This window comes from Reyranella sp., from assembly GCF_965227665.1.
Lineage (GTDB): Bacteria > Pseudomonadota > Alphaproteobacteria > Reyranellales > Reyranellaceae > Reyranella.
In genome coordinates this window covers 4,594,986-4,621,246 of sequence record NZ_OZ245767.1, presented here as the reverse complement: position 1 = coordinate 4,621,246, position 26,261 = coordinate 4,594,986, and the positions used below count along the sequence as shown (strand labels likewise).

22 protein-coding genes and 1 pseudogene are annotated in these 26,261 nt (G+C 66.5%); 12 read left to right on the top strand and 11 right to left on the bottom strand.

Annotation, left to right across the window (positions count from 1 at the left end):
• Nucleotides 1–64: 64 nt before the first annotated feature.
• Nucleotides 65–859, bottom strand: coding sequence for an MlaA family lipoprotein (locus ACO07I_RS22300; protein WP_422011235.1), 795 nt, complete (start codon nucleotides 857–859; stop codon nucleotides 65–67).
• A gap of 244 nt (nucleotides 860–1,103) precedes the next feature.
• Between ACO07I_RS22300 and ACO07I_RS22295 the strand changes: the two genes are divergently transcribed.
• The 3 genes and pseudogenes from ACO07I_RS22295 (at nucleotide 1,104) to metH (ending at nucleotide 6,725) form a co-directional block, all read left to right on the top strand.
• A complete protein-coding gene (locus ACO07I_RS22295) occupies nucleotides 1,104–2,084 on the top strand; it encodes an ArsR/SmtB family transcription factor (protein WP_422011233.1) in 981 nt (326 codons plus the stop codon).
• Nucleotides 2,081–3,007 (top strand): methylenetetrahydrofolate reductase [NAD(P)H], encoded by a 927-nt coding sequence (gene metF, locus ACO07I_RS22290; RefSeq protein ID WP_422011231.1) that lies wholly within the window; start codon nucleotides 2,081–2,083, stop codon nucleotides 3,005–3,007. The genes ACO07I_RS22295 and metF overlap by 4 nt, the downstream gene beginning before the upstream one ends.
• An 11-nt stretch (nucleotides 3,008–3,018) precedes the next feature.
• Nucleotides 3,019–6,725: pseudogene (metH, locus tag ACO07I_RS22285) on the top strand (methionine synthase).
• On the opposite strand, the gene ACO07I_RS22280 reads toward metH, so the two are convergent.
• Both ACO07I_RS22280 and ACO07I_RS22275 read right to left on the bottom strand, forming a co-directional pair.
• On the bottom strand, nucleotides 6,722–8,272 hold the full coding sequence (locus ACO07I_RS22280) for a PepSY-associated TM helix domain-containing protein (RefSeq protein ID WP_422011229.1): 1,551 nt from the start codon (nucleotides 8,270–8,272) through the stop codon (nucleotides 6,722–6,724). The pseudogene metH and the gene ACO07I_RS22280 sit on opposite strands and share 4 nt — an antisense overlap.
• A gap of 176 nt (nucleotides 8,273–8,448) precedes the next feature.
• Nucleotides 8,449–10,683 carry a TonB-dependent siderophore receptor gene (locus ACO07I_RS22275; RefSeq protein ID WP_422011227.1) on the bottom strand — a complete coding sequence of 745 codons (2,235 nt, stop codon included), beginning with the start codon at nucleotides 10,681–10,683 and terminating at the stop codon, nucleotides 8,449–8,451.
• Here ACO07I_RS22275 and ACO07I_RS22270 point away from each other — a divergent pair.
• Complete coding sequence (locus tag ACO07I_RS22270; protein ID WP_422011225.1) at nucleotides 10,651–10,980, top strand: hypothetical protein; 330 nt, start codon at nucleotides 10,651–10,653, stop codon at nucleotides 10,978–10,980. The two genes, ACO07I_RS22275 and ACO07I_RS22270, sit on opposite strands and share 33 nt — an antisense overlap.
• 15 nt (nucleotides 10,981–10,995) lie before the next feature.
• Here ACO07I_RS22270 and ACO07I_RS22265 read toward each other — a convergent pair whose 3' ends face one another.
• Both ACO07I_RS22265 and ACO07I_RS22260 read right to left on the bottom strand, forming a co-directional pair.
• Nucleotides 10,996–11,982, bottom strand: coding sequence for a FecR family protein (locus tag ACO07I_RS22265; RefSeq protein WP_422011223.1), 987 nt, complete (start codon nucleotides 11,980–11,982; stop codon nucleotides 10,996–10,998).
• A gap of 99 nt (nucleotides 11,983–12,081) precedes the next feature.
• On the bottom strand, nucleotides 12,082–12,600 hold the full coding sequence (locus ACO07I_RS22260; RefSeq protein WP_422011221.1) for a sigma-70 family RNA polymerase sigma factor: 519 nt from the start codon (nucleotides 12,598–12,600) through the stop codon (nucleotides 12,082–12,084).
• Nucleotides 12,601–12,735: 135 nt separating this feature from the next.
• Here ACO07I_RS22260 and ACO07I_RS22255 point away from each other — a divergent pair, with 135 nt between their 5' ends.
• The 4 genes from ACO07I_RS22255 (at nucleotide 12,736) to ACO07I_RS22240 (ending at nucleotide 15,580) form a co-directional block, all read left to right on the top strand.
• Nucleotides 12,736–13,458, top strand: coding sequence for a sulfite exporter TauE/SafE family protein (locus ACO07I_RS22255; protein ID WP_422018352.1), 723 nt, complete (start codon nucleotides 12,736–12,738; stop codon nucleotides 13,456–13,458).
• Nucleotides 13,459–13,510: 52 nt separating this feature from the next.
• Entirely contained in the window at nucleotides 13,511–14,032 is a 522-nt protein-coding gene (locus ACO07I_RS22250; protein WP_422011219.1) for a hypothetical protein, read from the top strand.
• A 102-nt stretch (nucleotides 14,033–14,134) separates the two neighbouring features.
• A complete protein-coding gene (locus tag ACO07I_RS22245) occupies nucleotides 14,135–15,001 on the top strand; it encodes a phytanoyl-CoA dioxygenase family protein (RefSeq protein WP_422011217.1) in 867 nt (288 codons plus the stop codon).
• A 66-nt stretch (nucleotides 15,002–15,067) separates the two neighbouring features.
• Entirely contained in the window at nucleotides 15,068–15,580 is a 513-nt protein-coding gene (locus tag ACO07I_RS22240; protein ID WP_422011215.1) for a DUF992 domain-containing protein, read from the top strand.
• Between the two features lie 13 nt (nucleotides 15,581–15,593).
• Here the strand turns inward: ACO07I_RS22240 and ACO07I_RS22235 are convergent, their stop codons facing one another.
• Genes ACO07I_RS22235 through ACO07I_RS22215 form a run of 5 tightly spaced genes read right to left on the bottom strand, consistent with a single transcriptional unit; the run spans nucleotide 15,594 to nucleotide 21,035 of the window.
• The gene (locus tag ACO07I_RS22235) at nucleotides 15,594–16,442 is read right to left on the bottom strand and encodes a TauD/TfdA dioxygenase family protein (protein WP_422011213.1); all 849 of its coding nucleotides are present in this window, start codon (nucleotides 16,440–16,442) and stop codon (nucleotides 15,594–15,596) included.
• Nucleotides 16,443–16,465: 23 nt separating this feature from the next.
• Nucleotides 16,466–17,425, bottom strand: a complete 960-nt coding sequence (locus ACO07I_RS22230; protein ID WP_422011211.1) for an AEC family transporter — start codon at nucleotides 17,423–17,425, stop codon at nucleotides 16,466–16,468.
• Nucleotides 17,426–17,458: 33 nt separating this feature from the next.
• Nucleotides 17,459–18,601: an acyl-CoA dehydrogenase family protein gene (locus ACO07I_RS22225; RefSeq protein WP_422011209.1), complete on the bottom strand. Its 1,143-nt coding sequence runs from the start codon at nucleotides 18,599–18,601 to the stop codon at nucleotides 17,459–17,461.
• A 40-nt stretch (nucleotides 18,602–18,641) separates the two neighbouring features.
• Nucleotides 18,642–19,838, bottom strand: coding sequence for an acyl-CoA dehydrogenase family protein (locus ACO07I_RS22220; protein WP_422011207.1), 1,197 nt, complete (start codon nucleotides 19,836–19,838; stop codon nucleotides 18,642–18,644).
• Nucleotides 19,839–21,035 carry an acyl-CoA dehydrogenase family protein gene (locus ACO07I_RS22215; protein WP_422011205.1) on the bottom strand — a complete coding sequence of 399 codons (1,197 nt, stop codon included), beginning with the start codon at nucleotides 21,033–21,035 and terminating at the stop codon, nucleotides 19,839–19,841. It lies immediately after the preceding gene.
• Nucleotides 21,036–21,288: 253 nt separating this feature from the next.
• Between ACO07I_RS22215 and ACO07I_RS22210 the strand changes: the two genes are divergently transcribed.
• Together ACO07I_RS22210 and ACO07I_RS22205 are read left to right on the top strand one after the other, a co-directional pair.
• Complete coding sequence (locus ACO07I_RS22210) at nucleotides 21,289–21,957, top strand: OmpW/AlkL family protein (RefSeq protein WP_422018350.1); 669 nt, start codon at nucleotides 21,289–21,291, stop codon at nucleotides 21,955–21,957.
• A gap of 121 nt (nucleotides 21,958–22,078) precedes the next feature.
• Nucleotides 22,079–22,549 carry a DUF2867 domain-containing protein gene (locus ACO07I_RS22205; RefSeq protein WP_422011203.1) on the top strand — a complete coding sequence of 157 codons (471 nt, stop codon included), beginning with the start codon at nucleotides 22,079–22,081 and terminating at the stop codon, nucleotides 22,547–22,549.
• Here ACO07I_RS22205 and ACO07I_RS22200 read toward each other — a convergent pair.
• The gene (locus ACO07I_RS22200; protein WP_422011201.1) at nucleotides 22,546–23,757 is read right to left on the bottom strand and encodes a CaiB/BaiF CoA transferase family protein; all 1,212 of its coding nucleotides are present in this window, start codon (nucleotides 23,755–23,757) and stop codon (nucleotides 22,546–22,548) included. The two genes, ACO07I_RS22205 and ACO07I_RS22200, sit on opposite strands and share 4 nt — an antisense overlap.
• Nucleotides 23,758–23,897: 140 nt before the next feature.
• Between ACO07I_RS22200 and ACO07I_RS22195 the strand changes: the two genes are divergently transcribed.
• Together ACO07I_RS22195 and ACO07I_RS22190 are read left to right on the top strand one after the other, a co-directional pair.
• Nucleotides 23,898–25,025: a CaiB/BaiF CoA transferase family protein gene (locus ACO07I_RS22195; protein WP_422011199.1), complete on the top strand. Its 1,128-nt coding sequence runs from the start codon at nucleotides 23,898–23,900 to the stop codon at nucleotides 25,023–25,025.
• On the top strand, nucleotides 25,025–26,245 hold the full coding sequence (locus ACO07I_RS22190) for an MFS transporter (RefSeq protein WP_422011197.1): 1,221 nt from the start codon (nucleotides 25,025–25,027) through the stop codon (nucleotides 26,243–26,245). The genes ACO07I_RS22195 and ACO07I_RS22190 overlap by 1 nt, the downstream gene beginning before the upstream one ends.
• Nucleotides 26,246–26,261 lie beyond the last annotated feature (16 nt).

Genomic DNA, 26,261 nt, shown 5'->3' with positions numbered 1-26,261 from the left:
AATTTTGGGGGAAGCGTTTTAGCGCGGACGCCCGATCAACGCACCCTTCGCCGGGCGCGTTGCGCTAGCGAACCAGTGCCAGGTTGTCGCGACGCTCCAGCTCCGCGCGGGCATTGGTCTTCTCGCGCTTCTCGCGAATCTGGTCCGCCCGGTTCTGGGTGTAGGCCGAGCGCAGCGCCGCGTAATAGTCGACGCTGTTCTTTTCGAGATCGTCGAGCGCGAAGATGGTGCGGGAGCGGTAGTCGACGGCGTTCAGGCCGTAACGGCCGATCTGCCAGACGTCCCAGTCGATGGCCAGGTTGAAGGTCAGGATCCGGAACGGATCGACCAGGTAATCCATCATCAGGCCGGTGGCGTCGCGCGCATTGGACGGACCATAGGCCGGCAGCATCAGGTAGAAGCCGCCATTCTCGGGCTCGACGCCGGCCCAAAGGCCGATCGTCTTGCCGAAATCCTCCTTGGTGCGCTCGAGGCCGAAGCTCGAGGCCACGTCGAAGATGCCGGCGACGCCGATGGTCGAATTCACGAGGAAGCGCGCCATGGTCGTGGCGGCGCGATTCGGATCGCCCTGGAAGACCTCATTGATGGCCGTGACCGGCTCGCCGAGATTGTCGAGCAGGTTGCGCACGCCGGTCTGCGCCCGGTCGGGCACCAGATCGCGGTACATCACCGCCAGCGGCCGGAACGCGATGATGTCGACGGCACGGTTGATCGAGAAGATGAAGCGGTTCGGGGTCTCCAGCGGATCCCAGACTTCGGCGGCGCCGGTATCGCCGGAGGCGCAGCCTCCGACCACGGTCCCGGCAAGGGCGACCGCGACAACAGAGCGGCGAATGCTGGCAGCAATGGCTCTCGTCACACCGATCATCAACGCCGACCCCGGATGGTTCCGCTGGCCCGGGACGCCGGGCCAAAAAAAGCGTGACGCGACGGTCATTCGTCGCACCGCGCCGAGTGTTGCACACGGGCGCTGTGGTTTGAAGCAATTCCGGGGCCCATTCCTGTGAGCCTCTGCATTCCATTGTTTCTTGTGTTTCAGGCGCCACAGCGCGCGGCGGCAATAATCATTGCATACATAAAGATATGCTTATATCATTCTCTCCATGGAACACCTCCTCACCCTGCTGCGGGCCGCCGCTGAGGACACCAGGTTGCGCATCCTGGCGCTGGCGGCACGCGAGGACCTGACCGTCAGCGACTATGTAAACGTGCTGGGACAGAGCCAGCCGCGCGTCTCCCGGCATTTGAAGCTGCTGGTCGAGGCCGGCCTGCTCGAGCGCTTCCGCGAGGCCCAGTTCACCCGGTTCCGCCTGACGAGCGGCGGTGAGGATGCCGCCTTGGTGCGCGAATTCGTTCGCCGCCTCGACCCGAAGCATCCCCGGATCGCGACCGACCGGGCACGCCTGGATGCCGTCCAGCAGCGCCGCCAGACCGCGGCCGCCCGCTTCTTCCGCGACAATGCCCAGCGCTGGGACGAACTGCGCGCGCTGCACGTCGCCGATCGCGAGATCGAACGGGCGCTCAGCCATCACCTGCCGCTCGGCGCCCGCCGGCTGCTCGATGTCGGCACCGGCACGGGCCGGCTGCTCGAGGTGCTGGCGCCCAAGGTCGAACAGGCGATCGGCGTCGACCAGAGCCGCGAGATGCTGGCGCTCGCCCGCGCCAACCTGGCACGCGCCGGCATCGACAATGCCGACATCCGCCAGGGCGACATGTATGCCCTGCCCTTCGAATCCGACAGTTTCGACGTCGTCACGATCCATCACGTGCTGCATTACGCCGACGATCCCGCCGCGGCGCTGGCCGAAGCCGCGCGCGTCGTGAAGCCGGGCGGCTCGGTCCTCGTGGTCGATTTCTCGCCACACGACCTGGTCGAGCTGAAGCGCGAGCATGCCCATGTCCATCTGGGCTTCGCCGACAACCAGGTGCAGGGCTGGCTGCGCAGCGCCGGTCTCACGCCGCTCGAACCGATCCACTTTCCCGGCCGCCGCCTGATGACGGGCATCTGGCGCGGCGAGCGCGAGCTGCCGGCCCGCGCCACCCTGCGGCCTGCCGCCGTTTCCGCCCATGGAGAATCACGATGAGCCCCGATACCGGTCCGATCGGCAGTCCCCTCAGTTCCACCGGGAGCGCGACCGAATTTCCCGCCCGCGCGCCGCAGCGGCTCGCCGTATCGTTCGAGTTCTCGCCGCCGCGCACCGACGCCGCCGAGCAGACGCTGTGGGAGACGGTGAAGCGCCTGACGCCGCTGCATCCCTCGTTCTTCTCGGTGACCTATGGCGCCGGCGGATCGACGCGCCAGCGTACGCATGACACGGTCGCGCGACTCAAGAGCGAAACCGGCATCGATGCCGCCGCTCACCTCACCTGTGTGGCTGCGACCCAGGGTGAAATCGACGACATCGCCCGCGCCTACTGGGATGCCGGCATCCGTCACATCGTGGCCCTGCGCGGCGATCCGCCGGGCGGCATGGGCGGCCAGTACACGCCGCATCCCGGCGGCTATGCCAATGCGGCGGCGCTGGTCGCGGGCCTGAAGAAGATCGGCGATTTCCAGATCAGCGTCGCGGGCTATCCCGAGAAGCATCCCGCCTCGGCCGACGAGAAGGCGGATCTCGAGAACCTGAAGGCCAAGGTCGATGCCGGCGCCGACCGCTGCATCACCCAGTTCTTCTTCGAGGCCGAGGATTTCCTGCGCTTCCGCGACCGAGCGGCGGCGATGGGCATCAACGTACCGATCGTGCCCGGCATCATGCCGGTCTCGAACTTCCAGGCGGTGAACCGCATCGCCGCCCTCTGCGGCTCGAAGGTGCCGCCGTGGTTCTGCAACATGTTCGACGGGCTCGACGACGATCTCGAGACACGCCGCATGATCGCCGCCACCGTGGCCGGCGACCTCTGCCGCCGCCTGCGCGACGAAGGCGTCGAGCAGTTCCATTTCTACACGCTGAACCGGGCCGATCTCACCTTTGCGATCTGCCACCTGCTGGGAGTGCGCCCCAAGTGACCGACCAAGCCATGACCCGCGAGGAGAAGGCCGAACAGCTGCGCGCCATCGGCGCCGAGCGCATCCTGATCAAGGACGGGCCCTATGGCTCGATGATCCAAAGCTACAAGCTCGACGAGGAAGGCTTCCGCGGCGGCCGCACCTTCAACCACGACCAGAAGGGCAACAACGACCTGCTGAACCTGACGCGTCCCGACGTGGTGGGCGAGATCTGCAACGCCTATCTCGACGCCGGCGCCGACATCGTCGCGACCAACACGTTCAACTCGAACTCGATCAGCCTGTCCGACTACGGCATCACCGGCATGGCGCGCGAGATCAACGTCGCGGCGGCGAAGCTGACGCGCGCCTGCGCCGATGCCGCCACGGCACGCGATCCGTCCAAGCCGCGCTTCGTTGCGGGCGCGCTGGGGCCGACCAACAAGACGCTTTCGGTGTCGCCCAAGGTGAGCGATCCCGGCTTCCGCGCCGTCACCTTCGACGAGGTGAAGGACATGTACCGCGAGCAGATCGACGGGCTGCTCGACGGTGGCGTCGACTTTATCCTGGTCGAGACCGTGTTCGATACGCTGAACGCCAAGGCCGCCCTCGTCGCCGTCGACGAGGCGGGCGAGGCACGCGGCGAGGTCCTCCCGGTGATGGTGTCGATGACGCTCACCGACCTGGCCGGCCGCAACCTCTCGGGCCAGACGGTCGAGGCCTTCTGGCATTCGGTGCGGCATGCCAAGCCCATCACCATGGGCCTGAACTGCAGCTTTGGCGCCACCGAGCTCCATCCCTACGTGCAGGCGCTGAACCCGCAGGTCGACAGCATGCTGTGCATCTATCCCAATGCCGGGCTGCCCAACGAGCTCGGCGCCTACGACGAGCCGCCGGAAATGACCGGCAAGCTGGTCAAGGGCTGGGCGGAAAACGGCTGGATCAATGTGGTCGGCGGCTGCTGCGGCACGACGCCCGCCCACATCAAGGCGATCGCCGAGGCGGTCAAAGGCATCACGCCGCGCACCTGGCATGTCCTGCCGCCCGCGCTGCGTCTCAGTGGCATGGAACCGGCGAGTTTCTTCTAATGGCTCAGGATATCGATATCGACAGCAAGCCGGCGCCGCGGGCGATGTTCATCAACATCGGCGAGCGCACCAACGTCACGGGCTCGGCCCGCTTCAAGAAGCTGATCCTGGAGGGCGATTACACGGCCGCCATCGAGGTCGCCCGCCAGCAGGTCGAGAGCGGCGCGCAGATCATCGACATCAACATGGACGAGGGCCTGCTCGATGCCGAGCTGGCGATGGACACGTTCCTGAAGCTGATCGCCGCCGAGCCCGACATCGCCCGCGTGCCGATCATGATCGACAGCTCCAAGTGGAGCGTGATCGAGGCCGGACTCAAGTGCGTCGCCGGCAAGCCGATCGTGAACTCAATCTCCATGAAGGAAGGCATCGAGCCGTTCATCGCGCATGCCCGCAAGGTCCGCCGCTACGGTGCCGCGGTCGTGGTCATGGCCTTCGACGAGAAGGGTCAGGCCGACACCAAGGAGCGCAAGGTCGAGATCTGCTCCCGCGCCTACGACATCCTGGTGAACCAGGTGGGATTCCCGGCCGAGGACATCATCTTCGACCCAAACATCTTCGCGGTGGCCACAGGCATCGAGGAGCACAACAATTACGGCGTCGACTTCATCGAGGCGACGCGCGAGATCAAGCAGCGCTGCCCCGGCGCCAAGATCTCCGGCGGTGTCTCGAACCTGTCCTTTGCCTTCCGCGGCAACGAGCCGGTGCGCAAGGCGATGCACTCGGTGTTCCTCTATCACGCCATCCAGGCGGGCATGGACATGGGCATCGTCAATGCCGGCCAGCTCGAGGTCTACGACCAGATCCCGCAGGAACTCCGCGACGCCTGCGAGGACGTGATCCTCAACCGAAATCCCAACGCTACCGAGCGGCTGCTCGAGCTGGCGCCCAAGTACAAGGGCACCGGCGAGGTCGCCGAGACGCAGGACGCCGAGTGGCGCAGCTGGCCGGTCGAGAAGCGGCTGGAGCATGCGCTGGTCAAGGGCATGGACCAATACGTCGTCGCCGACACCGAGGAGGCGCGACTGCAGATCGCGCGGCCGATCGAGGTGATCGAGGGCCCGCTGATGGCCGGCATGAACGTGGTCGGCGACCTGTTCGGCGCCGGCAAGATGTTCCTGCCGCAGGTGGTGAAGAGCGCCCGCGTCATGAAGAAGGCGGTGGCGCATCTCCTGCCCTACATCGAGGCGCAGAAGACCGAGGGCTCGCGGCCCAAGGGCAAGATCGTCATGGCGACGGTCAAGGGCGACGTCCATGACATCGGCAAGAACATCGTCGGCGTGGTCCTGCAGTGCAACAACTTCGAGGTCATCGACCTCGGCGTCATGGTGCCGTTCCAGGACATCCTGAAGAGCGCCAACGACAACAAGGCCGACATCATCGGCCTCTCCGGGCTGATCACGCCCTCGCTCGACGAGATGGTGACGGTGGCCGAGGAGATGACCCGGCAAGGCATGAACCTGCCGCTGCTGATCGGCGGCGCCACGACCTCGAAGGTGCACACCGCGCTGCGCATCGCACCGCGCTACAACGGCACCACCGTGCACGTGCTCGACGCCTCGCGCGCCGTCGGCGTCTGCTCGGCGCTCGTCTCCGAGTCCGGCTCGCAGGCCGAGGATTTCGCCATCAAGGTCGCGGCCGAGTACGAGGCGATTCGCGTGGAACGCGCGGGCGGCACCAAGGAGAAGGTGATCCCGCTCGAGGCGGCCCGCGCCAACGACTTCAAGATCGACTGGCAGGCCTACACGGCGCCCAAGCCGGCCCTGAGCGGCACACGCGTCTTTGCCGAGTATCCGCTGCACGAGCTGGTCGAGCGCATCGACTGGACGCCTTTCTTCCGCGCCTGGGAGCTGGCGGGCAACTATCCGGCAATCCTCGAGGATCCCGTGGTCGGCGAGAGCGCCAAGAAGCTCTATGCCGATGCGCGCAAGATGCTCGACCGGATCGTCCGCGAGAAGTGGCTCACCGCGAAGGGCGTGGTCGGCTTCTGGCCGTGCCGCCGCGAGGGCGACGACGTGGTGCTCTACAGCGACGAGACGCGCACCAAGGAAATCTCGCGCCTCTTCTTCCTGCGCCAGCAGATCGAGAAGCGGGCGCCCCGCGCCAACATGTGCCTGGCCGACTTCATCTCGCCCGAGGCCGACTGGATCGGCGGCTTTGCCGTCACCGCCGGCCACGGCATCGAGGAGCATCTCGCGCGCTTCAAGGCCGACCATGACGACTATTCGGACATCCTGCTGAAGGCGCTGGCCGACCGTCTGGCCGAAGCCTTCGCCGAGCGCCTGCACGAGCGTGTGCGCAAGACCCTGTGGGGCTACGCGCCCGATGAGGCGCTGACCAACGACGAGCTGACGCGCGAGAAGTATCGCGGCATCCGCCCGGCGCCGGGCTATCCCGCCTGCCCCGACCACAGCCAGAAGCCCGAACTGTTCCGGCTGCTGAACGCCGGCCAGAACGCCGGCATCCAGCTCACCGAGAGCTTCGCGATGATGCCGACCTCGGCGGTTTCGGGCTACTACTTTGCCCATCCGGACGCGCAGTATTTCGGCGTCGCCCGCATCGGCAAGGACCAGGTCGAGGACTATGCGAAGCGCCGCGGCGTCTCGATCGAGCAGGCGGAGCGCTGGTTGCGGCCGAACATCGGATACTAGAGGGCAGACAACCGTCCCGCCGTCGTTGCGGCTCGCCCCCTCGCTTTCCTGGCAAGTCGCAGCGCCACCCATCCGGAGATCGCGGCGGTCGCCAGGAGCAGCAGGTCCATGCCGGCGATGGGCCTCAGATGGGCCGCCGCGAGGCTTGCGCCGAGATGCTGGCCGGTCGTGAGCCAGTTGAGGATGACGGCGGCCACGGCCAGGCCTGCGGTCGTACAGCTCTGTTCGATCCAAGCCCTGCCCGGTCGTAGCCAGGCATGGGCAAACGTCGCGACCCAGACGAGATAGAAGGTCCAGACCTCCAGCGCGGCACGCTCCTCGCCCAGCAATGCCGCGCCCTGCGGCAACAGTCGGTTGACGACGAAGAAGGCCAGCGTGGCGACGATGATGCCGGTCACGGAGCCGACGGCGATTCCTTCGACCACGCGAGCACCCCGCAAACCGAGCCGCTCGTGCTTCGTCCGCCTCGATTCGAGCCAGAAGAGGTAGCCGGTCGCGATCAGCAGGCATCCCGACAGGCCGAGGCCGAAATAGACCCAGCGCAGTGTCCAGTGCCGGAACTGGATGAAGTGCAGGCCCGAGATGAAACGCTGCGCGTTCAAGACCGGCGCTGCCGTGTAGCTGTACAGCACCGCTCCGGTGGCCGCGTCGAAATGAACGAGATCGAGATTCATCGTCACGGCGTCATCGGATGACCGGCGCATCTCGACATAAGAATTGGCATCACCGGGATACCATACGCGGACGAAGAAGGGCTTTGCGCCATCCCAGAGGCGCGACGCCTCGTGAACGAGGCTGTCGAGCGAGACCGAAGTTGCGGCCGGCACGTTGGCCTTCGGACGACTGTAGTCTCCGAACGCTTCCTGATTGAAGCTTCGTCGTGCGCCACCATAGGCAAGTTCCGCGGCTGACGGGAAGTGGATCGAGAAGAAGACGATGAGGCCCGACAGCGCAATGACGAAGTGAAACGGGAGGCCGAGGACGCCCGTGAGATTGTGCAGATCGAGCACGAGGCGCCTCGGCTGCTTGTCGGCCCGGAAGGTGAAGAACTCCGTGAAGATCTTGCGGTGGATGACGACACCCGACACGCAGAGCGCGAGCATCGTCATGGCCGCCAGGCCGACGATCCAGTACCCCAGTGACCAGAGGCGGATGTTCAGGCTGTAGTGAAACGGGAAGATGAACCCCGTCCCGGCCAGCGTGCCCTCCTCCGGCATCAGCGTCAGGGTCGCCGGATCGACGTTGCGCTGGATGAAGGGTCCGCTCGTGCCGCGATAACCGACGCGCACGGCCGGCTCCCGCTCCGTCGGGAAGCGCATGAACCACTGCACGGCGTCGCCCACGAGGGGTTTCAGCGCCCCGGCGACCGCATCGACAGAGACGGCCTCTACCGCCTCCACACGTATGATCGGTTTCATCCAGAGGTCGATCTCCCGGTCGAAGACCGAGAGCGTCCCCATCCAGAAGATGGCGAACAGGAGCCCGCCCCAGACGACACCCGCCCAAGTATGCAGCCAGTTCATGGACGCGCGAAATGTCGATTCCACGTCAGCTTTCCGTCGGATTTGCACGCGCCCGCAATGACTGCTCCCCGTATCGTCCTCCATAAGACGATTGGGACGGACGATTTTCCCTTCGGGCCGCCTGTTTTTCTGCCCGAGGTCGGGTCAGGGAGGCGACGCACCGGAGCCGGTCGCCCGTCCCGTCAGGATCAGGCCTTTTGTCAGAAGTCGGCAGAGAGCGAGACAAGGACGGTACGCGGCGCACCCATGGCCAGGCCGAACAGGGAATTCGCCGATTCCCAATAGTTGTTGTTACCGACGTTCAGGACGTTGAGCTTGGCGCTGAGCGGCCGGCCCTGCACTTCAAAGCCGTAGCGCGCACCGACATCGAAGCGGACCCAGCCCGGGATCTGCTGGGTGTTGGCGTTGTCGTAGTATTGGGCGCTGGTGTAGATCGTGCGGCCCGTCAGGGTGAGACCACGAACCCAGGGCATGTCCCACTCCAGCCCGACGTTCAGCTGCACGTCGGGCACGCCCGTGGCGACCTTGCCGTCGGTGAGAGCGTTGCCGGTCTTCTGCAAGCGGCCCTGCAGGAAGGTCACGCCCCCCAGCACGCGTACCTGGTCGGTGAGCAACCCCATCGCATTCAGCTCGATTCCGCGGTTGCGCTGCTCGCCGTCGGCCGTGAACGTGTTGTTCGACGCATTGGCGATGCCGCTGGGCTGGGTGATCTGGAAAAGCGCCAGCGTGGTGATCAGTCGCCCCCAGTCGACCTTGGCGCCGATCTCGAACTGGTTCGACACGAAGGGCGGCAGGACCTGACCGGCATTGGCGAAGTTCGCGGGAACGATGCTGCCCGGCTGGAGGCCCTGCATGTAACTGCCGTAGACGGAGACGTTCTCCCACGGCTTGAAGACGACGCCGACGGCCGGCGTCAGCGCGCCGCTGGAGTAGCTGCCGGTCAGCACACCCGAGGCGTTGTTGTAGTTGTTGCTCTCGATCTGCTGCTGGCGCAGTCCCCAGATCAACTGCACGCGGTCATCGGCCCCCGACATCGTGTGGCCGAAGCCGTAGCTGTAGGCGAGGGAATCGCTGGCACGGTTGGGATTGAGGAACGGGACGTTGGGCGACGCGACGAAGGTGGGGTTGTAGATGTTGGAGGTGACGGTCGTCAGCGTCGGAAACTGGTTCGACGTGACGGTGAACTGCCGGTTGGCGACCAGCGACACCTGGTGATGGATCGGGCCGGTGTCGAAGCGCCCGCGTATCCCGACCTCTTCGCTATCGGTCTGGTTGAGGAACGGAATGTACTGGATCGGGTTCGTGAGATTGCCCATCGCATTGGTGATCGTCGGCCGCCCACCGATCGTGTTCGAGCGGGTCGTGCGGCCGCCGAGCACACCGTAGACCGTCCACTCTTCGGAGATATCGAACTCGCCGCGCAAGCTACCGAACCTGTCCTCGATGTCCGAATAGCTCCAGGGCTGTGCCACGTTGGACGTGGCGGTCGGCGCGGCCGGGATGGCAATGCCGGGATTGATGCCGAAATTGCGGAAGGGCGCGGTCGCATATTGCCGCTGGTATCCGAGGTCGACCGCCAGCCGCGCCCGCTCGCCGCGATAGTCGAGCGCGAGCGCCAGGAGTCCCATCTCCTGCGACTGGTTCTGCACCGCCGTGTTGCCGCCGCGATAGCTGCCGTTGAAGCGGACGCCCCATTCCTTGTTGTCGCCGAAGCGGCGGCCGACATCGACATGGCCGCCGAACTGGCTGTTCATGGCATAGTTCGTGGTGACCCGCGTGATCGGCGTCTCCACCGCCCGCTTCGGCACGATGTTGAGCAGGCCGCCGATGCTGCCTTGCGGCGGCATGCCGCTCAGCAGCGCACTGGGACCGAGTAGAAGCTCCACCCTCTCGGCTAAGTCGGCGCTGATCGTCTGGCCGGGCAGGACGCCATAGAGGCCGTTGAACGAGACGTCCCAGGGCGCGACGAAGAAGCCACGAATGTACGTCGTTGGCACGAACGACGTCTCCGACGTCGCCATGCGCACCGAGGGATTGTTGGCCAGCACCTCGGTGACGGTGCGCGCCTGTTGATTCTCGACCGTCTCCGCCGTGTAGCTGGTCTGGCTGAACGGCGTGTTCATGACGCCGCGATTGCCGAACAACCCGACCTGCCCGCCGGTCGCCACCTGCCCTCCGGCATAAGGCGGCGGCACGTTGTCGATGATGGCCTGCGGCGGCACGGCCACGCCCTGAACCTGCACCGGATCGAGCTGCAATGCGCCGCCGACACCGTTGTCGATGAGACGCTGCAGCATCGCCGTATTGCCGGTCATGCGATAGGTGATGCCCGTGCCGGACAGCAGCCGGTCGAGCGCCTGGGCGGGCGTCAGCGCGCCGCTCGCACCGGGCGAAGACACGCCGTGGGCAAGGCCGGCGCTGATCGAAACCTGCATGCCCGACTGCTGACCGAAGGCGGCGAGAGCGCCTGCGAGAGGCTGCGGCGGAATATCGAAGGTCCGCTGTTGTGCCTGGGCGACGCCTATCCCCGATTCGGATTGAGCGACAGCGTCACCACCCGCAACCGCCGCCGTCGCCAGCGCCAACGCAACACCCTGCAGGGCCTGCCTGGCCCGTCCCCCGACAACCGCCATCATACTCTCTCCCAACGACATGGCGCGGCGACCGGGTCTGCGGCGGCGTCTCAGATCGGCGCGTGGTCAATCAACGTCCGGCGCCGGAAAAGTTTTTGAAGAAAGTTCGCGCGGTCAGTTCGGGGAGATGACGATCAGCCAGGGCGACACCTGGCGGACGACGCCGCCATGCACGCCGGCGGCCGCGCGCAACGCCGCAGCCGGATCGTCGAGGTTGTAGACGCCCGTCACGCGCTGTCGGGCCAGCGCGCCGTCGGTGACGAGCACGACGCCACGATAGGAGCGGCCCACCTCCTCGACGATGTCCTCGATGGCGCGATCACGGGCGACGATCTGCCCGCGCTGCCAGGCTGCGACTTCCGTGGGCGGCACGACGCCACGAACGACGGGCCCGCTTCCCTCCACCCTCGCCCAATCCCCGGCCTTCAAGCGCTCGAAGATGCGCGGTGCGGCCGCACGATCGACGCGCACCTCGCCTTCGCGCACGGAGACCAACGCGCCGTGTTCCAGAAGCCGTACGTCGAAAACGGTTCCAAGCACGGTCGTCTCGACGGCACCGGCCTCGACACGGAACGGTCGCGCGCTGTCGGGCACGACCTCGAACAGCGCTTCGCCCCGCAGCAGGCGCACACCACGGTCATTTCCGGCCAGCACCTCGACGGCGCTGCCTGGGGCCAGCCGTACCATGGAGCCGTCGTCGAGCACGACCGACCGGCTTTCGGCAACGGAGGTCACGTGGTCGGCCTGCCACCGCAGGAGGAGACCGGGCAAAGTCAGGAGCGCGAGGCAGGCCGCGAGGGCCAGCGCCGCCGCCGGCAGCAGGAAGCGCCGACGTCGCGCCCGGACATCGTCGAGCCGGGTGACGGACGCCGCGCCAGCCGACCGGGACTCGCGGGCGTTGCGATGGGCGACATAGGCCGGCGCCCCGATCGCGTCGTACACGTCTGACACGCCAGCCCAGGCGGCCGCATTCTCGGGACTCTCGGCGAGCCACGTCTCGAAGCGCCGGCGCAGATCGACATCCGCCGGCTCCTCCTCCAGCGCGAGCAGCCAGTGGGCCGCCGCGACCGACGCATCCTGCTCGTCCTTGTCGATCGACATGTCCGTCCTTGGCCAGAAGGGCCACCGATTTCAGGGCATCCACACGCCCACGTCACACTAGACGCTGCGGCGGTCGAAAATTTTTGCAAAGCTTTTGGCCTACCGGTCTGCCTTCAGCCGGCGGTGGCAATGCGCCAGCCCCTCGGCCACGATCTGGTAGGCAACCGGCACCGACACGCCCAGGCGGGCCGCAATTTCCTTGAGCTTGCAGCCCTCGATGCGCCGCATCTCGAGGGCGATGCGGGTCCGCTCGGGCAGTTCCTCCATCGCCTCGATCAGGCGGCGGATATCCTGCCGCGCCGAAGCCTGTATCTCGGGCGATGCCAGGCCGTCGGCCAGCGATTCCGCTTCGGACAGGTTCTCGCTGCCGACCACGCGTTCCCGCGCCATGCGGCGGCGGCAGTCGACCGAGAGGTTGCGCACGATGCGATAGAGATAGCCGACCGGCTCTTCCAGCGGGCCCTTGGCCATCGCCGAGACGAAACGGAGCCACGCCTCCTGGACGACATCCTCGGCGCGCGCATGATCGCCGACGATACCGCTCGCATAGCTCGTCAACGCATGTCGATGCGCCGCGTACAATACCAAGGCCGTCGGCTCGCCACCCAAGCTCCGCACTCCAGTTGCGAACTATTCGCAAATCGCCTTATAAGCCTCGCTGGACATGCGCGGCAAGAATCATCGCGTGGCGCGGAGAATCCCGGTAAGAGCGCGCACCTCGTTGCCCGTGCAGACGAGGTTGGAGACACGATGCTGAGCTACGCCCTCGTCCTGTTCGTCGGATTCATCGCCGGGACGGTGAGCGGCATCGTCGGGACCGGCGCCACGGTGATCCTGCTGCCGGTGCTGGTCATGGTCTTCGGGCCGCGCGAGGCGGTGCCGATCATGGCGGTGGTCGCGCTGATGTCGAACTTCGCCAAGATCACCGCGTGGTGGCGCGAGATCGACTGGCGTGCCTCCGCGGCCTACGCGCTGGGCGGCATCCCCGCCGCGGCACTGGGCGCCCGCACCCTGCTGGCGCTGCCCGAGAACACCGTCGAGATCGCGCTCGGTATCTTCTTCCTCGCCATGATCCCGGGCCGGCGCTGGCTCGCCCGGCGCAACGTCGTGCTGGGCTATGGCGGCATGTTCGCGGCCGGCATCGTGATCGGCTTCCTGACCGGCATCGTGGTCTCGACCGGACCGCTCAGCGTGCCCGCCTTCGCCGCGCACGGACTCGTCAAAGGCGCCTTCATCGCCACCGAAGCCGCGGGCTCGCTCGCGCTGTACATCAGCAAGGCCATAACCTTCCAGGCATTCGGCGCGCTGCCGACGGACATCGTGGTGAAGGGGTTGATCACCGGCTCCTCGGTGATGGCCGGTACCTATCTCGCGCGCCTGATCGTCGAACGCCTGAGCGTCGCCGCGTTCCAGTACATGCTCGACATCGTGATGGCGGTGTCTGGCATCGCGCTTCTTTGGCAGGCGCTGCGGTAGACGCGCGCGAAATTGATTGGCAAGGAGGGACTCCCCTTCAAGGAGACCAACCATGGCAATCACGAAGAAGCAGGAACTGCGGGCCCTCACCGAGAGCGAGCGCGAGCTGGTGGCGATGGCGGGCGTGCGCGCCGCGCGCTCGCTCAGCGACACCGAGCTCAACCGGCTGGTGAAGCGGTTGCGCACGCGCCGCGACCGCGCGCGCACGGTGGCCGACCGGCAGCGCCGCGAGATGCGCGGCAAGGCGCGCCCGCGCGGCGCGACGCCGCCGAAGGCCGACGAGGGATCCATGGTGAAGCTCGAGGTCCTCTCGGCGGCGCTGGCTCGCATCGAGACGGAGACGGCGCGCCGCGGCGAGATCAAGGCGAAGGCCGAGCTGGTCGCCAGCGCGAAGAAGGCGCTGGCGCTGAAGCAGAAGGCCAAGACGGCCAAGACCCCGGCGAAGGCCAAGGGCCCCGCCAAGGTCGTTCGCGGCAAGGCGCGCGTCGCCGTCGAGAACCACGTGCCGGGATCGGTGCGCGGCAGCGTCCGCAAGCAGGGCGCGCGCGTCCAGGCGAAGCGCGACGCCCGCTAGGCCTCTTCCGGGCACACCTCGCCCGGCCGCCAGGCGAGAGGCCGCCGCCGACACGGGCGGCGGACCGCGCTAGGCTGGCAGCAGGCTTCCAGGGAGGAACGCATGCTGGCCAACACCACGCGCACACTCACCGAGGCACAGCGCGAGCAGTGGGCCGTCGATGGCTACCTGCAGATCGAAGGCGCGCTGTCCCCGGCCGAAGTGGATTTCTTTTCGAAGTTGCTCGACGACAAAGTGCGCACCGAGCCGGGCTATGAGCCCGCGCCGGGAGCACTGCCGCGCGGCCACTATGCGTGGAAGCTGCCCGACCAGAACAAGGACGCGTTCATGGACCGGCGCGACCTGCTGCCCTACCACCAGGCCTTCATCGACCTGATCGACCGGCCGGCGATCTTCGATCTGATCCTCGACCTGATGGGCCCCTACATCCAGTTCTCGATGAGCCAGGCGATCGTGCGCGCCTCGACCGACACCTTCCCGGGCTACACCCACACCGATGGCGGCCAGGCCCAGAAGGCGATCCGCGTCAGCGAGACCAGCCGGCCGCTGGCGGTGAAGGTCATGTATCTGCTGACGGACGTGACTGGCCCGGACAGTGGCAACTTCACGGTGTTCCCCGGCAGCCATCTGCGGCCCTTCCCCGAGCGCGCCGAGCGCATCCCCCACCCCGGCATGCCGGGCGCCGTGCCGCTGCTCGGCAAGGCGGGCGACGCCTACGTCTTCCCGCACGCGCTGTGGCACGGGCCCTCGCCCAACCATTCCGGCAAGGCGCGCAAGACGCTGCTCTACAACTACTGCCAGATGTTCATGCGGGCCTACGATTTCAGCGGCCCCTATGCGGCGATGCTCGACCGTTGCACGCCGCGCCAGCGCCGGCTGCTGGGCGACCTCGGCCACGATTTCAGGCCCGGCGACTTCTACTACGCTCCCGAGGACCAGGAAGCGGTGATGACGGGCGCCACGCCTTGAGTCGTGGTAGTGGCTGTCTCCCGGACGGGCGCGCCTGTGGGCGGCCCTCCCCCTGAAGGAGTGTCTATGAAGAACGTCGTCATGACGGCCGCGCTGGCCGCCCTCGCCCTGTCGACCGGCGCCTGCAGCCTGCAGCAGTCGAGCGCGCAGCAGCTCAACACCACCAATGCCAATTCGCGCATCTACATCGGCTCGCTGACTTGCAACGTCGGCGGCAGCACCGGCTACATCCTGGGTTCGGCCAAGCCGCTGGACTGCGTGTTCCTGGGCAAGGACGGCGTCTCGACGGCGCAGTACACCGGCACGATCGACAAGGTCGGCATCGACATCGGCTACACCAAGGCCGTGCACACGATCTGGCGTGTCTATTCGCTGGGATCTGACCGCGGCCCCACCCAGCTGAGCGGCACCTATGTCGGCGAGCAGGGCACGGTCGCGGCCGGCAACCAAGCCGGCGGCAACTGGATCTATGGCGGCCCGAACGCCGAGATCGGCATGCTGGCCTCGGGCGTCGTGAAGGATGCCGGCTACAATCTGGCGACCGGCGTCGCCGCCATGACGCTCCGCCTGAAGCCGTAGACTTCCAGACCGGCTAAGCCGTCGCCGCCTGCAGCGCGCAGCCGGCGACGGTGATGCGATGCATCAGGCGCCGCTCGCCCTGATAGTCGTTCTGCGCGCTGTGCCAGGTGGCGCGGTTGTCCCAGAAGGCGATCGAGCCGTCGCGCCACTGGAAGCGGCTGGTGAAGTCGCCCCGCGTCACGTGCGCGTAGAGATACTCGAGCAGCGGGTTGCTGTCCTCGACGCTCCAGCCCTCGAAGTGCAGGGTGAAATCCGGATTGACGTAGAGCGCCTCGCGGCCGCTCAGCGGATGGCGGATCACCACCGGGTGCAGCACGTCGCCCACCTGGTCGGCATTGTGGAAGACGATGTCGCTGCCGCTCGCCTTGCGCGCGGCGGCGCCGAAGCGGTGCGCCGAGGAGTGCACGGCGTTGAGGCCGCGCAGCGTCTTCTTGAGGCCTTCCGACAGCGTCTCGAAGGCTCGATAAACGTTGGAGAACAGCGTGTCGCCGCCCTTCGACGGGAGTTCCCGCGCCACCAGGATCGAGCCCATGGCGGGGATCTGGTCGTAGGTGTGATCGGTAGGCCAGCGCTCGCCGATGTTCTTCTGCTGCTGCGGCTCCTTGCGCACCTCGGCGATCTGCGGATAGCCGGCGACGGGCGTGAAATAGCGGTTGATGTCGATCTGGCCCCAGCGCTGCGCGAATTCGATGTGCTGCTCGGGGGTCAGCGCCTGGTCGCGGAAGAAGATCACGCCATGCTCGACGAAGGCGCGCTGCACCTCGTCCCACTGCCGATTGCTCATCGACTTGAGATCGAGCCCCAGCACCTCGGCACCGCACCCGCCCTCGAGCTCGCGCACCTGAACCGTTTCGTACGTCATGGGCCAACCTCCGATCTTCGAGCCTACCGCGGCTGCACCCCGAGCAACAACAGCGCCACGGACAGCGTGAAGACGCTGGCGGCGGTCGAGATCACCACGGCGTTGGTCGCGCGCGCGACCCCGACTCCGTACATCTGGGCGATCAGGTAGACGTTGGCGCCGGCCGGAAGGGCGGCATTCAAGGTGGCAACGGTGAGCCATAGCGGATCGAGCGGGAAGACGTAGCGACCGATGGTCCAGACCAGCACCGGCAGCAGCGCGAGCTTGAAGACCGACGCCACGGCCGCCGACTGCCAGTGCCCCTTCAGGCCGACATGGGCGAGCGAGGCGCCGACCATGATCAGGCCGCAGGGCGGCGCCGCGGCGGCAAGGGCCTGGAGAATGCGGTCGATCACCGCCGGCGTCGCGATTCCTGGAACATGGGTGGTGATCTCGCCCCACAGCAGGCCGGCGAAGATCGCCGGGATCACCGGATGCTTCAGCATCGAAAGCGCCGCCCCGCCCAGGCGCTTCAGCACGGTGCCGTGCCGGCCGCCGGCCCCGTCCATCTCCATCAGGAAACACGTGAAGGTGAGCAGGATCAGCGAATGCACGCTGATGATCATCAGCAGCGGCACCAGCCCCTGCTCGCCGAAACCGTAGCTTATGAACGGAATGCCGATGCCGACGCCGTTGGAGAAGGAGCCGCTCAGGGCGAACATGGCGCGGTCGCCCAGACGCAGACCCTGCATCCGGCCCAGCACCATCAGCATGCCGTAGAGGACCATGACGCCGCTGAAGAAGGCGAGCAGCACCTGCGGCTCGAGCGTCTCCAGCCGCACCTTGGCCATCGAGCGGAAGAGCAGCGCGGGGAACAGGGCGTAGAAGGTGACGGCGGTGAAGCCGCGCAAGCCCTCGGGACTGAGGAGCTTGCTGCGGCCGATCACCCAGCCGACCAGCACCATGCCGAACACCGGCACGATGATGTCGATGATCGCGCTCATAAACTATGAACGCGCCGGCGCATGTGAATGCGCCTAAGCCGCCATCGCGAGGTTGCTGTAGCGCGTCAGGTGATGCTGCTGGTTGCCGAACATCAGGTCGATCATCGTCAGCCGCTTGAAATAGTGGCTGACCGCCATCTCGTCCGTGACGCCCATGCCGCCGTGCATCTGCACCGCGCTCTGGCCGCAGAACTTGCCCGACTTGCCGATCTGGACCTTGGCGCCCGAGGCGGCCTTGGCGCGCACCGTCGGATCCTTGTCGTCGATCTTGAGCGAGGCCATCAGGGTCATCGAGCGCGCTTCCTGCGCGTTGGTGAAGCAGTCGACCATGCGGTGCTGCAGCACCTGGAACTTGCCGATCGCCACGCCGAACTGCTTGCGGGTCTTGATGTACTCGAGCGTCGCGGCGTTGATGGCGTCCATGCAGCCGGTGGCCTCGGCGCAGAGCGCCACGATGGCGCGATCCACCGCCTCTTCGACGGTCGGAAGGGCGTCATCGACCTTGCCCAGCACCGCGTCGGCACCGACCGAGACCTTGTCGAAGGTCAATTCGGAGGCGCGCAGCGCATCCTGGGTCGGATAGTCGCGACGCGACAGGCCCTTGGCCTTGGCATCGACCACGAACAGCGTCAGGCCCTTGGGCTCGCGCGCCGAGCCGGCGGTGCGGGCCAGCACGATGATCTCGTCGGCGGAGGCTGCGTTGTAGACCACGCCCTTGTGGCCCGAGAGCGACCAGCCGTTGCCTTCCTTGGTCGCCTTCAGCGACACGTCGGCCAGGTTGTAGCGGCTCTGGCGCTCCAGCCAGGCGAAGGCGAACTGCTTCTTGCCCTCGATCATCGGCGCCAGCAGGGCGGCCTTCTGATCGGCGGAACCCGCGCGGGCGATCATGCCGCCGCCCAGCACCACCGTCGGCAGGAACGGCTCGAGGACGAGGCCCTTACCGAACTGTTCCATGACGATCATCGTCTCGATCGGGCCGCCGCCGTAGCCGCCATCCTCCTCCGAGAAGGACATGCCGAGCCAGCCCAGCTCGGCGAACTGCGCCCAGTTCTCGGGCAGCCAGCCACGCTCGGTCGCCACGATCTTGCGGCGGTTCTCGAACGTGTACTTCTCACGGGCGAAGCGCTCGGCCGATTCCTGCAGCTGCTTCTGTTCGTCGGAAAGGGACAGATCCATGTTTCTCCTCCGGAATTCTTGGATGCGGTTATAGCCCCCGTCAGAGGCCCAGCACCATCTTCGAGACGATGTTCTTCTGAATCTCGGTGCTGCCACCGTAGATGCTGGTCTTGCGCATGTTGAAATAGCGCGGCGCGGCCGGCGGGGCGTGGTCGGGCCCGATCGGTGTTTCATTCGTGTCGTGGAACAGCATGCCAGGCTGGTAGGGCTGGGCGTACTCGCCCACCGCCTCCATGGTGAGCTCGGCGATGCGCTGCTGGATCTCCGAGCCGCGCACCTTGAGCGTCGAGACCTCAGGCCCGGGCGCGCCGCCCTGGGCCATGGTCGAGAGCACGCGCAGCTCGCTCATCTCGAGCGCCTGGACTTGCAGGTCGATGTCGGCGATCTGCGCCGTGAAAGCCGGATCGTCGGCCAGCGTGCCGCCGTCCTGCGGCTCGATGCGGGCGATCTGGCGCAGCATCGAGACGCCGCGCTTGGAGGACGGGACCTCGGCGATGCCCAGCCGCTCGTTGGCCAGCAGGAACTTGGCGCAGGTCCAGCCCTCGTTCTCCTTGCCGATCAGGTTCTCGACCGGGACCTTCACGTTATCGAGGAACACGTCGTTCACATGATGGGCGCCGTCGGTCATGATGATCGGCCGCACCGTCACGCCCGGTGTCTTCATGTCGATCAACAGGAAGGAGATGCCCTCCTGCGGCTTGCCGTCCGGATTGGTCCGCACCAGGCAGAAGATCCAGTCGCCCCAATGCGCGAACGAGGTCCAGGTCTTCTGGCCGTTCACGATGTAATGGTCGCCTTCCCTCACCGCGCGGGTGCGCAGATTGGCGAGATCGGAACCGGCGCCCGGCTCGGAATAGCCCTGACACCACGAGACTTCGGAGCTGCGGATGCCCGGCAGGAAGCGCTCCTTCTGCTCCTCGGTACCGAACGTGTAGATCACCGGCCCGACCATCTTCGGCCCGAACGGCAGGATGCGCGGCGCACCCTCCTCCGCCAGCACGTTCTCGAACAGGAAGCGCTGCGTCACGTCCCAGCCCGGGCCGCCGTACTTCTTCGGCCAGGTGTAGGCGAGCCAGCCCTTCTTCCCGAGCGCCTTCTGCCACACGATGTGGTCGTCGCGGTCGTAATGCTTGCCGGAGAAGGTCTTCTCGCGGGTCGCGGGCGACAGGTTCTCGCGCGCGAACGCCCGCACTTCTTCGGCGAACGCCTTGTGTTCCGGCTTGAGCGACAGATCCATCTAGAGCCCCAACACCATCTTGCTGATGATCCCCTTCTGGATCTCGTTGCTGCCGCCGTAGATCGTGGTCTTGCGCGTGTTGAAGTAGCGCGGCGCGGCCAAGTGGGCGTAGTCGGGACCGACCGGCTCCTCGTTCGTGCCTTGCCACAGCAGGCCCGGCAGGTACGGTGCGGAATATTCGCCGACCGCTTCCATCGTGAGTTCGGTGATGCGCTGCTGGATCTCCGAGCCGCGGATCTTGAGGCCGGAGACTTCGGGACCGGGCTGGCCGCCCTGCGCCATCTGCGACAGCACCCGCAACTCGGTGAATTCGAGCGCGGTCACCTGGATCTCGAGATCGGCGATCTTCTCGGCGAAGGCCTGGTTCTCGATCAGGGGCTTGCCGTTGTCCTGCTCGGCGCGGGCGATGTCCTTCAGCGCCTCGACGCCGCGCTTGGACTGCGGCACCGCGGCGATGCCCAGCCGCTCGTTGGCCAGCAGGAACTTGGCGCAGGTCCAGCCCTCGTTCTCCTTGCCGACCAGGTTCTCGACCGGGACCCTGACGTTGTCGAAGAAGACCTCGTTCACCTCGTGGCCGCCATCGGCCATGATGATCGGCTTCACCGTGATGCCCGGCGTCTTCATGTCGATCAGCAGGAACGAGATGCCTTCCTGCGGCTTGGCCTTCGAATCGGTGCGCACCAGGCAGAAGATCCAGTCGGCCCAGTGACCCATCGTGTTCCAGGTCTTCGACCCGTTGACGATGTAGTGGTCGCCGTCCTTCTCCGCCTTGGTGCGCAGGCTCGCGAGGTCGGAGCCCGAACCCGGCTCGGAATAGCCCTGGCACCACCAGACGGTGCTCTCGCGGATCGCCGGGAGATACTTCTCCTTCTGCGCCTCGGTGCCGAACGTGTAGATCACCGGTCCGACCATCTTGGTGCCGAACGGGATGATGCCCGGCGCGTATTCCTCGGCGCAGATGTTCTCGAAGATGTAGCGCTGGGCCGGCGTGAAGCCCGGGCCGCCATGCTTCTTGGGCCAAGTGTAGACCAGCCAGCCCTTCTTCCCGAGCGCCTGCTGCCAGCGCATGTAGTCGTCGCGGATCAGGTGCTTGCCGTTCTTCACCTTGTCGCGCACGTCGGCCGGCAGGTTGGCGCGCACGAAAGTGCGCACTTCATCGGCAAATTTCTGTTCTTCAGGCGTGAAAGCGAGGTCCATGTTCCCCTCCCGTGGAGGCATTTTCGATTTGGCCGGAGTTTAGCCACGAGGCCGACGGGGACAAGCGCCGTTAAATCGACTGGCGAGTGTCCACGCCGAGATGCGGAACGGCTTTCCGTAAGAAAATCCCACGTCACCGCCGCAGCCTTGCAACCATTGATCCAGGTCAAGTCCCTACTCTCCGTAATGGCGTTCACTTCTTCCAGCGTAAAGCGGGAGAGTACGAATGCAGAGAGTTTCGGTGGCTGGCGCGATGGTTGCGGCAGCCCTCATGGCTTGCTCATTTGGGCAAGCAGCCAAAGCCGACGATACCGAGAGTCAGAGTCCCTGGCAGGTCCGCGTCCGCGCGCTGGGCGTGCTTCCGGCCTCGTCGGGGAGCACGGTGAACGTGCAGGGCGTCCCGGCGCTTTCGACGCCGAATTCCGGCCTGTCCATCGGCAACTCGATCGTCCCCGAACTCGACATCAGCTACTTCGTCACGCGCAACGTCGCGGCTGAACTCATTCTGGGCGTCACGCCTCACAACATCACGGGTACCGGCGCCCTGGCGAACACCAACATAGGCAGGGCGTGGCTCCTGCCGCCCACCTTGCTGGCGCAATGGCACTTCACCGATTTCGGAGCCTTCAAGCCCTATATCGGCATCGGCTTGAACTACACGATCTTCTTCGGTCAGAGCGCCGGCTATACGCCGACCAACGGGCTCGGGGTCACGAACCTCAGCCTCAACAATACCGTCGGCGGCGCCATCCAGGTCGGCTTCGACTACATGTTCGACAAACACTGGGGCGTGAATTTCGACGTCAAGAAGTACATCCTGCGCCCGACCTACAATGCCACGGTCAACGGCACCATCCCGGTGAGCGGGACGGCGGTCATCGATCCGTGGATCATAGGCGCCGGCGTGACCTACAGGTTCTAGGCCCATCGGGCGACGGCTCGATCGATAGTGGCATCGCTCAGGCCGATTTCGCGCAGGACGAATCGTCCCGCGACAGCGGGTCCCGGAGTTCTCTCCGGGACCCGTTGCCATATTCCATCCCATGAGCCGTATCGCCCCGCCCGTCGAGAGCCGCCTCCGTGAATGGTATCCCGGGGCCAGCCTGACCGACAGTTTTGCCGTCACCCTGCCGCCGGGTGCGCCGACCGATGTCGACACCCTCGCTACCCTGCTCTTCGCCGACCCGCCCGTGTGGTTCACAATCCTGCTGGCGATCCGCGATCGGGTGATGACGCTGTTCGGCGTCAAAGCCTCGCACGCCCTGGAGGCCGGTGAGCACATCGCGTTCTTCCCTGTCCTGTCGCGCTCGGCCGACGAGATCGTCCTGGGCGCCGACGACCGCCATCTCGACTTTCGCGTTTCGGTGCTCGTGCGCCGCACCGACGGGACGCTCGTCGCCACGACGGTCGTGCGCTGCCACAACCTGCTGGGCCGCCTCTATCTCGCGGCGATCCTGCCCTTCCACATTCTGGTCGTGACCGACGCGCTGCGCCGCCTACGCCGCCGCTTCTAGCGTTCCGCCGGCACGATCAGCACCTTGTCCGCCTTGAGCTTCTCGATCGTCTCGTCGCTCAGGCCCGCCTCGCGCAGGACCTCGACGCCGTCGCCGCCGATCTGCGGGGCGTGGCGGCGGAACTCGACCTTGGTCTTCTCGAAGTCGAGCGGACTGGCGAAGGTGGTGATCGGGCCCTCGGTCGGATGCTCGCGCTCGGTGAAGAACCCTGTGGCCTTGAGGTGCGGGTCGTCCTTCAGCTCCTCGAGCGTGCGCACCGGCATGGCGGGAATGTCGGCTTCGTCGAACATGTCGAGCCATTCCTGGGTCGGGCGATGCTTCAGCAACTCGGCCAGCACCTGGTAGAGCTCGCTGAAATGCTTGGCGCGCTCCATGCGGTCGACGAACCTCTTCTCCCGGGCGAGGTCGGGACGTTCCGCCAGCTCGAAGAACTTGATCCAGTGCGCATCGGTATAGGGGAGTGCGCAGATGTAGCCGTCCTGCGTCGGGAAGGGATGGCGGAACTTGTTGATGATGCGATCGTAGCCCATCGGCGCGCGCTCGGGGTTCCAGGTGGCGCCGAACAGATGCTCGGTCAGCCAGAACGAGGCTAGGGTCTCGAGCATGGGCACCTCGATCATCTGCCCCTCGCCCGTGCACTTGCGGTGGTAGAGCGCGCCCAGCACGGCGATGCAAAGATGCAGCCCGGTCGTCTTGTCGGCGATCAGGCTCGGCATGAAGCGCGGCGGCAGGCCGTCCACCCGGCTCTGCAGCGAGGCGGCGCCCGAGACGCCCTGCACCAAGTCGTCGAAGGCCGGCTTGTGGCCGTAGGGGCCCTTGCGCGCATAGCCCAGCGAATAGGCATAGATGATCGACGGATTGATCTTCTTCAGGTCCTCGTAGCCCAGGCCCAGCCGCTCGATCGCCTGCGGCCGGCTATTGTGGATGAAGAGATCGGCGTCCTTGATCATGTCCTTCAGGACGGCGCAGGCGGCGGGCTTCTTGAGGTCGAGGCAGATCGATCGCTTGTTGCGATTGGCCGCCATGTAGATCGGGCCCATGGCCGGTGCGTTGCCGAGGCTGCCGCCCGAGGCGCGCAGCAGGTCGCCTTCCGGCGGCTCGACCTTGATCACGTCGGCGCCCATGTCGGCGAGATGCTGCGTGGCGAACGGCCCCAGCAGCACCGCCGTCAGATCGATCACCCGCACGCCCTGCAATGGTCCCGGCATTTCCTCGTCCCCGCTATGACGTTTTGATCTTGCCGTGACCGTGCCATCGCCCTTTGCGAAATGGTAGTCCTACAGTAACACCTCCTCCCAGCGCTTCGCGGTGCGATGCGCGGGGCATTTCTGGAAATTGGGGTCTCGTGATGGCTGGAGCGCTGGACGGTCTGCTGGTGGTGAGTGTCGAGCAGGCCGTGGCCGCTCCCTATTGCGCCGCCCGGCTGGCGGATGCCGGCGCCCGCGTCATCAAGATCGAGCGGCCCGAGGGCGACTTCGCCCGCGGCTACGATGGCTATGTGCACGGCCAGTCGAGCTATTTCGTCTGGCTGAACCGCGGCAAGCAGTCCCTCACCCTCGACTTCAAGGCCAAGGACGACCTCGCCTTGCTGCACCGGCTGATCGGCAAAGCCGACGTGCTGATCCAGAACCTGGCGCCGGGCGCGGCCGAGCGCGCGGGCTTCGGCTCCGCCGCCATGCGGGCCGCCCACAAGAAGCTGATCACCGTCGACATCTCGGGCTACGGCGACCATGGCCCCTACAAGAACCGCCGCGCCTACGACCTGCTGGTGCAGGCCGAGAGCGGGCTCGCGTCGATCACCGGCACAGAGCATGCGCCGGGCCGGGTCGGCATCTCGGCCACCGACATCGGCACCGGCATGTATGCCCATGCCGCCGTGCTGGAGGCGCTGATCGCCCGCGGCCGCACCGGCGAGGGCCGCGCCATCTCGGTGTCGCTCTTCTCCTCGATGGCCGAGTGGATGACCGTGCCGCTGCTCGGCATGGAATATTCCAACTACGAATGGCCGCGGCTGGGCCTCACGCACCCGTTCATCGCGCCCTATGGCGTCTATCCGACCTCCGACAAGGTGCCGGTGCTGATCTCGATCCAGAACGACCGTGAGTTCGAGCGTCTGTGCCACGGCGTCATCGACCGGCCCGGCCTCGAGAAGGATCCCGACTACGCGACCGGCAAGGCGCGCAACGCGCGGCGCGACGAGACCAACGCCATCGTGGCCAAGAGCTTCGCGTCGCAGACTTTCGCCGATCTCTCGGCCCGCCTCGAGGCGGCGCAGATCGCCTGGGCGCGGGTCAGCAGCGTGAAGGACCTGACGACGCATCCGCAGCTGCGCCGCACCGGCTTCAACTCGATCGACGGCAAGGACGTTTCGATCCCGGCGCTGGCCGCCTCCTATACCGGCGAGCCCGAGCGGCTGGGCGACGTGCCGTCGCTCGGCCAGCACAGCGAGGCGATCCGCAAGGAGTTCGCCGCCTGATGTCCGACCGGCCGACGGGCCGCCTGCTCCGGGGAGCAAGGCTCGCGGCCTATGGCGCCGCCTACTTCTTCGCCGCCGGCGCCTTCATGAGCTACTGGCCGGTCTGGCTGCGCGACCGAGGGGTCAGCGACACCGAGATCGGCACGCTGTTCATGTCGCGCCAGATCGTCACCGTGATCGCCACACTCTCGGTCGGCTGGGTCGTCCACCGCCTGGCCGGCCCGCGCGGCGTCATCGTGGCGCTGGGGATCGGCGCCATCGTGATGATGGTCGCCTACCAGTTCTCCTATTCGTTCCTCGCGATCTTCGTGGTCACGATGATCTGGGGCTTCCTGTGGTCGCCGCCCATGCCGCTCTACGATGGCGTGCTGGTAACCGAGACCAAGAAGCATGGGCTCGATTATGCGCGCGTCCGCATGTGGAGCTCAGTCGCGTTCATCTTCGGCACCTTTCTCGCGGGCATCGCCGTCGACCGCTACGGCCCGCCCTGGGTGCTCTATGTCGGCATGGCGAGCATCGTGCTGCTGGCGCCGTTCGCGCTGCTGCTGCCGGCAACGCCGCCGCGCGCCGCCGCCACCGGCCCAGAGCACACCTCGTTCCGCGTGTCCGAGCTGCTGCGGCAGCCGCCCTTCCTGCTGTTCCTGCTGGCCTGCGGCCTCTGCCAGGCCAGCCATTCGGTCCTCTACAGTTTCGGCACCCTGACGTGGCGCGGCGCCGGTATCCCCGACGTCACCATCAGCGCGCTGTGGGCCGAGAGCGTGGCCATCGAGATCGTGCTGATGCTGTTCGGCGGCTGGCTGCTGGCGAAGCTCGGTGTCTGCGGCCTGATCGGCCTCGGCCTCGCCGCCGGCCTGGTGCGCTGGACGGGCATGGCCTTCACGACCGAGCTGTGGGCGCTGGTCCTGCTGCAGGCGCTGCACTCCTGCACCTTTGCCGCCTGCCATCTGGGCGCCATGGCCTTCCTGCAGCGCGCCCTGCCGACCCATGGCGCGGCGATCGGTCAGAGCCTCTATTACGCGCTGGGCACCGGCGCCACCCAGGCCGTGGTCTATCAGTTCTCCGGCATCCTCTATTCCGAGTACGGCCAGCGCGCGTTCTTAGGGATGACCGTCGTCAGCGCCCTCGGAATGTGCGCGCTGCTGCTGCTCGCGCGGACGTGGAAGGGCGGGCTGCTGGTGGGGCACCCCGAAGCGAAAGGTCCCTCGCTGCGCTCGGGATGACACCTGTTTCTTAATT